We start from the raw sequence: 12,604 nt of genomic DNA, 5'->3' as shown, positions 1-12,604 counted from the left end.
TACTAATATGACAGTTAATTGGGAAAAACAAGAAGGGAACCAAGGCGTCCTCACCGTCGAAGTTCCTGCTGAAAAAGTCAAGGAAGGCATCGACAAGGCGTTCAAGAAAGTCGTCAAGCAAGTGAACGTCCCTGGTTTCCGCAAAGGGAAAGTGCCGCGCAAGATGTTCGAGAACATGTTCGGCGTGGAATCGCTCTATCAGGATGCAGTGGATGAAATCCTTCCTGAAGCGTACTCCAATGCAATCGAAGAAGCCGGCATCGACCCGGTTGACCGCCCGGAAATCGAGATCGAGCAAATCGAACAGGGCCAGCCGATGATCTTCAAGGCAACGGTCACTGTGAAGCCGGAAGTGAAACTCGGCGACTACAAAGGCATCGAGGTTGAACGTCAGGACACGGAAGTGACCGACGAAGAGATCGAAGAGCAGCTGAATGACCGCCGCCAGGCAAACGTAGAATTCGTCATCAAAGAAGACGAGCCTGCAGCAAAGGGCGACACGGTCGTCATCGATTTCGAAGGCTTCTCGGACGGCGAAGCATTTGAGGGCGGCAAAGCGGAGGGCTATGAGCTCGAAATCGGCTCCGGCAGCTTCATCCCGGGCTTCGAAGAGCAGCTCGAAGGCGTGAAAGCCGGAGAAGAGAAAGAAGTCGAAGTGACATTCCCGGAAGAATATCATGCAGCTGAACTCGCAGGTAAGCCGGCCACATTCAAAGTGACGGTCCACGAAGTGAAATCGCCCGAAGTTCCTGAACTCGACGATGAGCTGGCGAAAGAGATCGACAGCGAAGTGGAAACACTCGACGAACTCCGCAGCAAGCTGAAAGAACGCACGGCTTCCGAGAAGAAGGACGCGGCTGAAGTCGCACTTCGCGACGAACTCGTCGAAACGGCTGCAAAGAACGCGGAAATCGACATTCCTGAAGTGATGGTCGAATCCGAAGTGGACCGCATGGTTCAAGAATTCGGCCAGCGGCTCCAGCAGCAGGGCATGACGCTTGACCTGTACTTCCAGTTCTCCGGCCAGGACGAAGCCGCCCTCCGCGCCCAGATGCACGATGATGCAGAAATGCGCGTACGCGTTTCGCTCGTTCTCGAGGCAATTGCCAACGCCGAGAACATCGAAGTGAACGAGGAAGACGTCCAGGAAGAACTGAAGACGATGTCCGAACAGTTCGGAATGGACACGGAGCAGATCAAATCCGTCCTCGGCGGAACAGATATGCTTGAAAATGACATCCGTTTCAAAAAGACGATCGAGTTCCTCGTCGACAACGCATCGATCAAAGAATAATCCAGCTGGCTGGAGACATAGACATAGCAGAACGAATAAGGCGCCGGGAATCCCAGCGCCTTATTTTCTACATAATGGGCTTCTCCTGCCGCCGGAAAACGGTTCCGCCGGCGACAGCAGGCAGAGGGCGAATTATTTGCCATCATATAGGCAATCTTGTAAGATTGTCACTTGATAAGGGGTGAACCACTTTGTTTAAATTCAATGATGAAAATGAAAACCTGAACTGCTCCTTCTGCGGCAAGCCTCAGGAACAGGTACGCAAGCTGGTAGCCGGACCGGGTGTATATATTTGTGATGAATGCATCGAGCTCTGCTCTGAAATCGTTGAGGAAGAAGTCGGCACCGAGGAAGGTTTCGAACTGAAGGATGTACCGAAACCACGTGACATCCAGTCCATCCTGGACGAGTATGTCATCGGGCAGGACCGTGCCAAAAAAGCGCTGTCCGTCGCCGTCTACAACCACTATAAGCGGGTCAATTCAGACAGCAAGATCGATGACGTCGAGCTGGCGAAGTCGAACATCGTGCTCATCGGGCCGACGGGCAGCGGGAAAACCCTCCTCGCCCAGACGCTTGCACGCATCCTCGATGTGCCGTTCGCCATGGCCGATGCGACTTCCCTGACGGAAGCGGGCTATGTCGGCGAAGACGTCGAGAACATTCTTCTCAAACTCATCCAGGCTGCCGACTATGACGTGGAGCGCGCGGAAAAAGGGATCATCTACATCGATGAGATCGACAAGGTTGCCCGCAAGTCCGAGAACCCGTCGATCACCCGCGATGTCTCCGGGGAAGGCGTCCAGCAGGCGCTCCTGAAAATCCTCGAAGGCACGGTTGCAAGCGTACCTCCGCAGGGCGGCCGGAAGCACCCGCATCAGGAATTCATCCAGATCGACACGACGAATGTGCTCTTCATCGTCGGCGGTGCATTTGACGGCATTGAGGACATCATCAAGCGCCGGGTCGGCCAGAAGGTCATCGGATTCGGTTCCGATCCGAACGAAAAGCCGGAAGAAGAGGAAACCCTCCTGTCGAAGCTGATTCCGGAGGACCTTCTCCGCTTCGGCCTCATTCCGGAATTCATCGGCCGGCTTCCGGTCTTGGCGAGCCTCGAGTCGCTTGACGAGGACACGCTCGTCCAGATTCTGACGGCGCCGAAAAATGCAATCGCGAAACAATACCAGAAAATGCTTGAACTGGACGGCGTCCGCCTGACGTTCGAGGACGAAGCCCTTCATGCCATTGCGGCCGAAGCGATCGAGCGGAAGACCGGTGCACGCGGCCTGCGGTCGATCATCGAAAAGATCATGCTCGATGTCATGTATGATCTCCCGTCGAGGGAAGATGTCGTCGACTGCATCATCACGAAAGCATCTGTCACCGAAGGGGCCGAGCCGATTCTCCTTGACAAGGACGGCAGCCCGATCAAGGACGACGATCCAAACAACGAAAAGACATCGGCTTGATTGAGTTGAAATGAGCCGGCATCCGCCCAGCCGCCGGACGGCAGGAGCGGACGCCGGCTTTTTCGCAACCGAAGATGTTTAAACTGACTTTAATCGGACATGAATACATGGAGGTGACTCCGGATATGCCCATAATCAAACAAACAGACATCCCATTCCTGCCGCTTAGGGGGATGCTCGTCTTCCCCAAAATGGTGCTCCATATCGATGTCGGCCGTGAACGGTCGATGGCCGCGCTGGAACAGTCATTGCTCGAAGACAGCAAGGTATTCCTCGGCAGCCAGCGGGATATTGCCGTCGAAAAGCCGGAGCGGGAAGATCTCTACGACATCGGAACGCTCGCCGAAGTGAAGCAGACGGTGAAACTGCCGAACGGAACGATGCGCGTCCTGATCGAGGGCATCGGCCGGGCCCGGCTTGAAGCGCTGCATGAAGGCACCGGCTACGATACGGTGGACATCGAAGTGCTCGATGAAGAGGAAGAGAAGGACCTGGAGCAGGAAGCGCTCATGCGTACGCTCCTGGAGCAGTTCAAAAAATACTCGAAGCTGTCCAAGAAAGTGACGGCCGAGACGTTCGAGTCGGTGTCCGATATTACGGAAGCCGGCCGGCTGGCCGACATGGTCGCCGCCAACCTGCCGCTCAAAGTGGCGGGCAAGCAGGAAGTCCTTGAAATTCTGGACGTGAACGAACGGCTTGAGTGGCTGATCAGCCGCCTGCTGAATGAGCAGGAAGTGCTCGGCCTCGAGAAGAAGATCAACGAGCGCGTCAAGGAAGCGATGGAACGGACACAGAAAGAGTTCTACCTGAGAGAGCAGATGAAGGCCATCCAGACGGAACTCGGGGATTCGGACGGAAAAGGCGGGGAGGTCGCGGAACTGCGCGAGCAGATCCTGGAAGCGGACATGCCGAACCACATCATGTCCGTCGCCCTGCGCGAACTTGACCGGTACGAGCGTCTTCCGGCCGCAGCCGCCGAAAGCGGGGTCATCCGCAGCTACATCGACTGGCTGCTCGTCCTCCCTTGGACGGATGCAACCGAGGACCGGCTCGACATCAACCGTGCCGAGCGCATCCTCGACCGCGACCATACCGGTCTGGAGTCGGTGAAGGAGCGGGTGCTTGAATACCTTGCCGTCCGGCAGATGACCAAATCACTGCGCGGACCGATACTCTGCCTGTCCGGGCCGCCCGGTGTCGGCAAGACATCGCTGGCCCGTTCCATTGCAGAATCCCTCGGCCGGAAGTTCGTCCGCATTTCGCTCGGCGGGGTGCGGGATGAATCGGAGATCCGCGGACACCGGCGGACTTACGTCGGGGCGATGCCGGGCCGGATCATCCAGGGGATGAAGAAAGCCGGCACGATCAATCCGGTATTCCTGCTGGATGAAATCGACAAGATGTCGAATGACTTCAGGGGCGATCCGTCTTCGGCGATGCTCGAAGTGCTCGACCCGGAACAGAACCACGATTTCAGCGACCACTACATCGAGGAACCGTACGACCTGTCGAATGTCCTATTCATCGCCACGGCGAACGACCTCGGCTCGATCCCCGGCCCGCTTCGCGATCGGATGGAAATCATCACGATCGCAGGCTATACCGAGCTCGAGAAGCAGGAGATTGCCCGCAACCATCTGTATCCGAAACAGCTGGAGGAGCACGGGCTGACGAAGAGCCAGCTCCGGATCACGGACGAGGCCATCCTTCATATCATCCGATTCTATACGAGGGAAGCGGGTGTCCGTTCACTGGAGCGGCAGTTCGCTTCCATCGCCCGGAAGGCAGTGAAGCGGATCGTCTCCGGCAAAAACAAGCGGGTGACGGTCAATCCGAAAACCGTGGAGGAGATGCTCGGAAAACCGAAATTCCGATACGGGATGGCCGAGCGTGAGAACCAGATCGGGGTCGCGACGGGCCTTGCCTACACGACAGTCGGCGGCGACACGCTGCAGATCGAAGTCGCCCTGTCCGAAGGGAAGGGCAAGCTGATCCTGACCGGGAAACTCGGCGACGTGATGAAGGAATCGGCTCAGACGGCGCTCTCCTATGTCCGCTCGCACGCCGGTGAACTCGGGATCGACCCGGCGTTCATCGATGAAACGGACATCCATATCCACGTACCTGAAGGAGCGGTTCCGAAAGACGGTCCGTCGGCGGGCATCACGATCGCCACTGCACTCGTCTCCGCCCTGACGAAAAAACCGGTCCGCCGGGAAGTCGGCATGACCGGGGAAATCACACTCCGCGGCCGCGTCCTCCCGATCGGCGGACTGAAAGAAAAGACGCTGAGCGCACACCGTGCGGGACTGACGACGCTGATCATCCCGGCAGACAACGAGCGGGACATTGATGACATTCCGGACAGTGTCCGGGAAGACTTGACTTTCCACCTTGTTCATTCGGCCGCCGAAGTGCTAGCCCATGCGCTGAAGGAGGCCTGACCATGAAAGTCAACCAAGCAGAAATCACAATCAGTGCCGTCAAGCCGGAACAGTATCCGGAAGACGGCTATCCGGAATTTGCCCTCGCCGGCCGTTCCAACGTCGGGAAATCGTCGTTCATCAACAAGATGATCGGCCGCAAGAGCCTGGCGCGGACGTCATCCAAGCCGGGCAAGACACAGACGCTGAACTTCTACAAGATCGAAGACCAGTTCTTCTTCGTCGATGTCCCGGGATACGGCTATGCAAAAGTTTCCAAGTCCGAGCGCGAGGCCTGGGGCAAGATGATCGAACGGTATATAACGGGACGCGAACAGCTCCGTGCCGTCATCCAGCTCGTCGACCTGCGCCATCCGCCAAGCCAGGATGACATCCTTATGTATGACTTCCTGAAGCACTACAACCTGCCGTGCGTCATCGTGGCCACGAAAGCCGACAAGATTCCGAAGAGCCGGCTGCAGAAACACCGGAAGATCATCAAGGAAACCTTGGATCTGGACCCGTCCGATCCGCTTATCCTGTTTTCATCGGAAACTGGACAGGGGAAGGAAGAGGCCTGGGCCGAGCTGGAAAAACGAATGAAGTAGTGCTCAAAGGGGCTGCCGCGTGCAGTCCCTTTTTATATGGACGGGGAATGGAGCGGAGAAGGCGGACGGCGGGGGATGGAAAGTGACAGCCAGCCCGTGCGCACCCGGTACCGGCACCGCTTCCCGGGTTCCCGAAGCTTCCGCAATTCGGACCGTGCCCATGCATAAGATACGAGACGCGGGGCAGATTATCCGTCAGGCGGGAAGGGTATGAGAACCCAAAGACGGTTGCTTTGATTTCGGGCGGCCGCTTTGCTATACTTAATTAGAATCATTACAAACAAGAGTTTTCAGGGAGCGCTGTGCGGTTCATTGCCTGTTCACAATTGGCAGGGAATCCGCGTGGCCTTCCGTGTTATAATGAGATACGTGAATCAGAACGTGAGAGGCGTGACATCCTTATGCATACGATTGTCGTCGGAGTCAACTACCGGACGGCGCCTGTGGAATTGCGGGAAAAGCTGAGCTTCCTTGAGTCGGAACTGCCGGCCGCGATGCAGGCACTTCAACAAGAGAAGAGCATTCTCGAGAACATCATCGTGTCCACCTGCAACCGGACCGAGCTTTATGTCGTCGGTGATCAGCTCCATACGGCACGCTACTACGTGAAGCGGTTCCTTGCCCGGTGGTTCGATATCCCGCTGGAGGAACTCGAGCCATACTTGATCATCGAAGAGCAGGACCAGGCCGCGGAGCATCTGTTCCGTGTCGCCTCGGGCATCGATTCGATGGTGCTCGGAGAGACCCAGATCCTCGGCCAGGTCAGGACGAGTTTCCTGCTTGCGCAGGAAAACTCGACGAGCGGGACGATCTTCAACGAGCTGTTCAAGCGGGCGATCACGACCGCAAAGAAGGCCCATGCCGAAACGGAGATCGGCAGCAATGCCGTATCCGTGTCCTATGCTGCCGTAGAGCTCGGCAAGAAGATTTTCGGGACGCTGGACAAGAAGCACGTCGTCATCCTCGGTGCGGGCAAGATGGGCGAACTCGCCATCAAGAACCTGCACGGGAGCGGCGCCGGAAAAGTGACGGTCCTGAACCGGACGTTCAGCAAGGCGGAGGCGATGGCGGCGGAGTTCGACGGCACGGCCAAGCCGATGAGCGAGCTCCAATGCACACTGCTCGAGGCGGACATCCTCATCAGCTCGACGGGAGCAAAGGATTATGTGATCGACCTGGAGCTTATGCAGTATGTCGAAAAGCTGCGCAAGGGCAAGCCGCTGTTCATGGTGGATATTGCGGTGCCGCGCGACCTCGATCCGCGCATCGGGGACCTGCCGAACGTCTTCCTTTATGACATCGATGACCTGCAGGGGATCGTCGAGGCGAACCTTGCGGAGCGGCGCCGCGCCGCCGACGAGATCATGGGCATGATTGCATCCGAACTCGATGCCTACAACGACTGGGTGGCGACGCTCGGTGTGGTGCCGGTCATTTCGGCGCTCCGCAAAAAGGCGCTCGCCATCCAGGCCGAGACGATGGACAGCATCCTGAACAAGATTCCGGATCTTGACGAGCGGGAGAAGAAAGTCCTCAGCAAACATACAAAATCAATCATCAACCAGATGCTGAAAGAGCCGATCCTTCAAGCGAAGGAAATCGCCGGTTCCCCGGATGCCGCCCGCCAGCTGGAACTGTTCCAGAAGATCTTCGGCATCGAGGAGAAAGTGGCCGAGGAGATCGCCATTTCCGCTGCGCAGGAACGGGAAAAGAGGGCGGCCGCCTCAACGGCCGCCAAGCTCGAACCAACAGCCGCACATTGAGTCTTAATAGGGGCGTTTGCGCATCTATGTGATACACTATAGACGCGGAAACGCCTTTTTCATATGAAAGCAGAGGAGTTCTATGACCGATATTGGGACGATGAGGCTGCATGAGGTGATGGTCGTCGTCTATGCGGTGAGCCTCGTCTTTTATTTCATCGATTTTCTAAATAGCAATGTGCGGCTCAGAAGGATTGCCGAATGGACGCTTATCCTGGTCTGGATTCTTCAGTCTGTCTTTTTGGGCATGGAGTTTCTTGAGGACCGGCGGCTTCCGGTGCTGAGCCTGTTTGAGGGCGTGAACTTCTATGCCTGGCTCATCATTTCCCTGTCGCTCGTCATCCACCTGTTCCGCAGGGCGGATTTTGCAGTCTTCTTCCTGAACGGGATCGGATTCGTGGCAGTCGTCATCGCCACGTTCGGTGCGGCTGGAGAGAAGGGTTCTGCGGTGGGGGACGCGCTCATCTCGGAATTGCTGTTCATCCATATCACGTCTGCGATGCTTGCATACACGGCGTTTTCCTTGTCGTTCGTGTTTGCGATCCTTTATCTGAGACTGTACAGGACGCTGAAGAAGAAGGACTGGAACAGCCAGTGGGGAAGGCTGCCGTCGCTGGAGCAGGCGAAGCGGGCGATGACGTTCTCGGTCATTGCCGGCGTGCCGATCCTGCTCGTCAGCCTCATTCTCGGCCTTCAGTGGGCATTCATTGCAGCCGGAGAGTTTCCGATATGGGATCCGAAGATCATCGGGTCGTTTCTTTTGATCATCATTTATTGTATCCTGCTATATATGCAGAGACGGGGCAGGCTGAACGGGCCGGACGTGGCGTGGGGGCACATCTTTGCCTTCCTCGCCCTCGTGGTCAATTTCCTCCTGATCAGCCGCCTGTCGGTGTTTCATTTCTGGTACTGACGTTTTGAAAGGACGGGGTCAATTTGAGAAAGATAGTCGTGGGATCCAGACGATCCAAGCTTGCGCTTACACAGACAAACTGGTTTATCGAACAGTTGAAAGAAGCGGGCGCACCGTTTGAATTTGAAGTGAAGGAAATCGTGACCAAAGGGGACCAGATCGTCGATGTCATGCTGTCCAAAGTCGGCGGCAAGGGACTCTTTGTCAAAGAGATCGAACAGGCGCTGATCGATAAGGAAATCGACTTTGCCGTCCATTCGATGAAGGACATGCCGGCCGAGCTCCAGGAAGGCCTGACGGTCGGCTGTGTCCCTGAACGCGAGGATGCGCGCGATGCGTTCATTTCGAACGGGAACGTGCGGTTTGAGGACCTGCCTGCCGGAGCGGTGGTCGGGACATCGAGCCTTCGCAGAAGCTCGCAGCTCCTCCTCATGCGTCCGGACATCGAGATTAAATGGATCCGGGGCAACATTGACACCCGGCTGAAAAAGATGCAGGACGGCGAATATGATGCCATTCTGCTTGCGGCAGCCGGCCTCAAGCGAATGGGCTGGAACGAGGAAATCGTCACCCAGTATCTGAGCGAGGAAGACTGCATCCCGGCGGTCGGCCAAGGGGCACTCGGCATCGAATGCCGTGCGGACGACGAGGAGCTCCTCGCCGAGCTCTCGAAGCTGACGGAAGAAACGACGCTTGATGCGGTTACCGCCGAGCGGACGTTCCTTTCGGCAATGGACGGCAGCTGCCAGGTGCCGATCGGCGGCCATGCGGTCGTCGAAGGCGGCCAGGTCCGCTTTACCGGATTCATCGCGAGCCCGGATGCGGAAGATGTTTTCCGTGCCGCTGCCGTGGATTCGGACCCGGTCAAGGCCGGATTGGAGGTAGCGCGCATGCTCAAAGAGCAGGGTGCAGACGAAGTCCTCCTGAAAGTGAAGGCGGAGCTTGATGAGTGATCCGTATCCACTCGCCGGTGAAACGGTCATCTTCACCGGCACGCCGAAAGCGAAGGAAGCGGTCGCGGCCGTGCGGCTCTATGGCGGCCGCCCGCTCATCCTGCCGCTGATCAAGACCGTCGAGCGCGTCGTGCCGACGGATTCCCTGCGGATGCAGACTTGCGTGTCCTATGAGTGGCTCATTTTCACGAGTGCCAATGCGGTCCGGGTGTTCGGCAGCAAGATGGAAGCCGAAGGCATGACTGCCAAAGACATTCCCGTGAAGATTGCGGCCGTCGGCAGCGAAACGGCGAAAGCGCTCGAAACGATCGGCTTCACGGCCGACTTCATCCCGGAAACGTACAGCGCTGACTTCTTCGTGGAGGAGTTTCCGGAAGTGTCATCCGAAGGGGAGCGCTGCCTGTTCGTCAAGGGGGCGCTCGCGGGTGATACGATCAAAGAAGGGCTCCCGAACGAAGTCGATGAATGGACGGTCTATGAGACGGTCCAGGACGATGACGGCATCCGGGAGCTCATCGGAGAGCTCGAAAGGGGGGACGGGAGGATTTCCGTCCTTTTCGCGAGCCCCTCCGCCGTGCGGACATTCGCCGAGCGGGTCGCCCCGGCAACCGGCTGGGACAGCTTCACGATCGGGGCGATCGGCCACGTGACGGAGCAGGCCCTCCATGAGGTGGGCGTCCGGGCGGATGTCACGCCGGCCAAATATACACTGCTCGATCTGGTGCAAGAACTTCGCAACCGAAAGGAAGGAATCTCATGAATCCACTTCAATTCTCACGCCACCGCCGCCTCCGAACTTCGGAAGCGATGCGCTCCATGGTCCGGGAAACGAAACTGCAGAAAGAAGACCTCATCTACCCGCTGTTCATCGCGGAAGGTGAGAACATCCGCCAGGAAGTGAGCTCGATGCCGGGCGTCTTCAATCTTTCGCTCGACCTTCTCGGGGAAGAGCTGGATGAGATCGTCTCGCTCGGAATTCCGGCAATCATCCTGTTCGGCGTTCCTGCCGACAAAGATGCGGAAGGGACGGGGGCCTACCACGACCACGGGATTGTGCAGGAAGCGACCCGCCTCGCGAAGGAGCGCCATCCGGAACTGCTCGTCATTGCCGACACCTGCCTGTGTGAATACACCGATCACGGCCACTGCGGCGTGATCGAGGGCGGCAAGATCCTGAACGATCCGTCGCTCGACCTGCTTGCAAGGACGGCGGTGAGCCAGGCGAAGGCCGGAGCCGACATCATCGCCCCGTCGAACATGATGGACGGATTCGTCTCGGTCATCCGCCATGCACTCGACGAAGCGGGCTTCGAAGACGTTCCGGTCATGTCGTATGCGGTTAAATATGCATCGGCCTATTACGGACCGTTCCGCGAAGCGGCCGGCAGCTCACCGCAGTTCGGCGACCGCAAGACTTACCAGATGGACCCGGCGAACCGCCTGGAGGCCATCCGAGAAGCCAAGTCCGACATCGAAGAAGGCGCAGACATGCTCATCGTGAAGCCATCGCTCGCCTACATGGACATCATGCGAGAGGTGAAGGACTTCTCGGGTCTTCCGCTCGTCGCCTACAACGTCAGCGGCGAGTATGCCATGATCAAGGCCGCCGCGCAGAACGGCTGGGTCGATGAGGAGAGAATCGTCATGGAGACGCTCACCGGCATGAAGCGGGCAGGCGCCGACATGATCATCACGTACTTCGCGAAGGACGCGGTACGCTATATGGAGGGGAACTGATTTGGCTCGTTCATACGAAAAGTCCCAACAGGCCTACAGGGAGGCCGTCAACCTGATGCCGGGCGGCGTCAACTCGCCGGTCCGTGCATTCAAGGCAGTCGACATGGACCCGATCTTCATGTCCGAAGGCAAAGGCGCGATCATCAAAGACATCGACGGCAATGAATACATCGACTACGTCCTGTCCTGGGGTCCGCTCATCCTCGGCCATACCGACGAGGATGTCGTGCGCGCCATCCAGGACCAGGCTACCCGCGGCTCCAGCTTCGGCGCCTCCACACTCGTGGAGAACGAACTGGCCAAGCTCGTCGTGGAACGGGTGCCGTCCATCGAGATGCTCCGCATGGTCTCATCCGGCACGGAAGCGACGATGAGCGCCCTGCGCGTGGCACGCGGTGTCACCGGCCGTGACAAAATCCTCAAATTCGAAGGCTGCTATCACGGCCACGGCGATTCCCTGCTCATCAAGGCAGGCTCCGGCGTCGCCACGCTCGGTCTTCCGGACAGCCCAGGCGTCCCGGCATCGATTGCAGGCAACACGATCACGGTCGCCTACAACGATCTCGAAGCCGTCCGCACGGCGTTCGAAAACTATGGCGAGGACCTCGCCGCAGTCATCGTCGAGCCTGTCGCAGGCAACATGGGCGTCGTCCCGCCGCAGCCGGGCTTCCTCGAGGGGCTCCGTGAACTGACCGAACAGAACGGCACCCTCCTGATCTTCGACGAAGTCATGACCGGTTTCCGCGTCGGCTACAACTCCGGACAGGGTCATTTCGGCGTGACGCCGGACCTGACGTGCCTCGGAAAAGTCATCGGCGGCGGCCTTCCGGTCGGTGCATTCGGCGGCAAGCGCGAAATTATGGAACAGGTCGCCCCGAGCGGTCCGATCTACCAGGCCGGCACACTGTCCGGGAACCCGCTCGCCATGAGCGCGGGGCTTGCCACCCTCAAGAAGCTCACGCCGGAATCGTACGACCATTTCAAGAAACTGGGTGACCAGCTTGAAGCCGGTTTCCGCGAAGCGGCCGAATCGAACAATATTCCGCACACGGTGAACCGTGCAGGCTCGATGATCGGCTATTTCCTGACGAACGAGGACGTTACCGATTTCGACAGCGCCCGGACATCCGATCTGGAGCTGTTCGGCAAATATTACTCACTGATGGCAGAGGAAGGCATCTTCCTCCCGCCGTCCCAGTTCGAAGGCGTCTTCCTGTCGATGGCACACACCGAAGAACATATCGCGCGCACGGTCGAAGCCTTCCATAAGGTGTTCCGCCAGCTGAAGCGATAATAAGATGAAAGCAGGTACGGAGTCCGTTGAGGGTCCGTACCTGTTTTTTGTTTGCGGTCTGATTGTCCGGTTTTTGCATGCCCGCCACCTGCCGTCCCTCCGGCAGTGATGCAATACGGGGTGCCGTCCAAATTAAATGGATTCGCCATA

The 12,604-nt window shown here is 57.9% G+C and carries 10 protein-coding genes; all 10 read left to right on the top strand.

The window, feature by feature from the left end; translation table 11 throughout:
- The first annotated feature begins 7 nt into the window (after positions 1-7).
- The 10 genes from tig to hemL all read left to right on the top strand — a co-directional run bounded on the left by tig (position 8) and on the right by hemL (position 12,454).
- Entirely contained in the window at positions 8-1,294 is a 1,287-nt protein-coding gene (tig, locus tag B0B07_RS07980) for a trigger factor (protein ID WP_076757911.1), read from the top strand.
- Between the two features lie 191 nt (positions 1,295-1,485).
- Positions 1,486-2,763 (top strand): ATP-dependent protease ATP-binding subunit ClpX, encoded by a 1,278-nt coding sequence (gene clpX / locus B0B07_RS07975; RefSeq protein ID WP_076757909.1) that lies wholly within the window; start codon positions 1,486-1,488, stop codon positions 2,761-2,763.
- A 125-nt stretch (positions 2,764-2,888) separates the two neighbouring features.
- The gene (gene lon, locus B0B07_RS07970; RefSeq protein ID WP_076757907.1) at positions 2,889-5,207 is read left to right on the top strand and encodes an endopeptidase La; all 2,319 of its coding nucleotides are present in this window, start codon (positions 2,889-2,891) and stop codon (positions 5,205-5,207) included.
- Between the two features lie 2 nt (positions 5,208-5,209).
- Positions 5,210-5,794: a ribosome biogenesis GTP-binding protein YihA/YsxC gene (gene yihA, locus B0B07_RS07965; RefSeq protein ID WP_076757905.1), complete on the top strand. Its 585-nt coding sequence runs from the start codon at positions 5,210-5,212 to the stop codon at positions 5,792-5,794.
- 401 nt (positions 5,795-6,195) lie between these two features.
- Positions 6,196-7,557 carry a glutamyl-tRNA reductase gene (gene hemA / locus B0B07_RS07960; RefSeq protein WP_076757903.1) on the top strand — a complete coding sequence of 454 codons (1,362 nt, stop codon included), beginning with the start codon at positions 6,196-6,198 and terminating at the stop codon, positions 7,555-7,557.
- An 82-nt stretch (positions 7,558-7,639) separates the two neighbouring features.
- A complete protein-coding gene (locus B0B07_RS07955) occupies positions 7,640-8,470 on the top strand; it encodes a cytochrome C assembly family protein (RefSeq protein ID WP_076757901.1) in 831 nt (276 codons plus the stop codon).
- A gap of 23 nt (positions 8,471-8,493) precedes the next feature.
- Positions 8,494-9,423, top strand: a complete 930-nt coding sequence (hemC, locus tag B0B07_RS07950; RefSeq protein WP_076757899.1) for a hydroxymethylbilane synthase — start codon at positions 8,494-8,496, stop codon at positions 9,421-9,423.
- The gene (locus B0B07_RS07945) at positions 9,416-10,183 is read left to right on the top strand and encodes a uroporphyrinogen-III synthase (RefSeq protein WP_076757898.1); all 768 of its coding nucleotides are present in this window, start codon (positions 9,416-9,418) and stop codon (positions 10,181-10,183) included. The genes hemC and B0B07_RS07945 overlap by 8 nt, the downstream gene beginning before the upstream one ends.
- Complete coding sequence (gene hemB / locus B0B07_RS07940; RefSeq protein WP_076757896.1) at positions 10,180-11,160, top strand: porphobilinogen synthase; 981 nt, start codon at positions 10,180-10,182, stop codon at positions 11,158-11,160. Before B0B07_RS07945 ends, hemB begins: the two co-directional genes overlap by 4 nt.
- Position 11,161: 1 nt before the next feature.
- A complete protein-coding gene (gene hemL / locus B0B07_RS07935; RefSeq protein WP_076757894.1) occupies positions 11,162-12,454 on the top strand; it encodes a glutamate-1-semialdehyde 2,1-aminomutase in 1,293 nt (430 codons plus the stop codon).
- Positions 12,455-12,604 lie beyond the last annotated feature (150 nt).

The organism is Edaphobacillus lindanitolerans (assembly GCF_900156305.1).
Classification (GTDB): Bacteria; Bacillota; Bacilli; order Bacillales_A; family Planococcaceae; genus Bhargavaea; species Bhargavaea lindanitolerans.
Note: the sequence above shows the minus strand (reverse complement) of the source record. Positions and strands in the feature narration are given on the sequence as shown.

What these genes read in the sequence shown, in the direction of transcription:
- hemB (WP_076757896.1), top strand. Translation starts at nt 10,180, where the DNA reads ATGAATCCACTTCAATTCTCACGCCACCGCCGCCTCCGAACTTCGGAA.
- hemA (WP_076757903.1), top strand. Translation starts at nt 6,196, where the DNA reads ATGCATACGATTGTCGTCGGAGTCAACTACCGGACGGCGCCTGTGGAA.
- B0B07_RS07945 (WP_076757898.1), top strand. Translation starts at nt 9,416, where the DNA reads ATGAGTGATCCGTATCCACTCGCCGGTGAAACGGTCATCTTCACCGGC.
- tig (WP_076757911.1), top strand. Translation starts at nt 8, where the DNA reads ATGACAGTTAATTGGGAAAAACAAGAAGGGAACCAAGGCGTCCTCACC.
- yihA (WP_076757905.1), top strand. Translation starts at nt 5,210, where the DNA reads ATGAAAGTCAACCAAGCAGAAATCACAATCAGTGCCGTCAAGCCGGAA.
- lon (WP_076757907.1), top strand. Translation starts at nt 2,889, where the DNA reads ATGCCCATAATCAAACAAACAGACATCCCATTCCTGCCGCTTAGGGGG.
- B0B07_RS07955 (WP_076757901.1), top strand. Translation starts at nt 7,640, where the DNA reads ATGACCGATATTGGGACGATGAGGCTGCATGAGGTGATGGTCGTCGTC.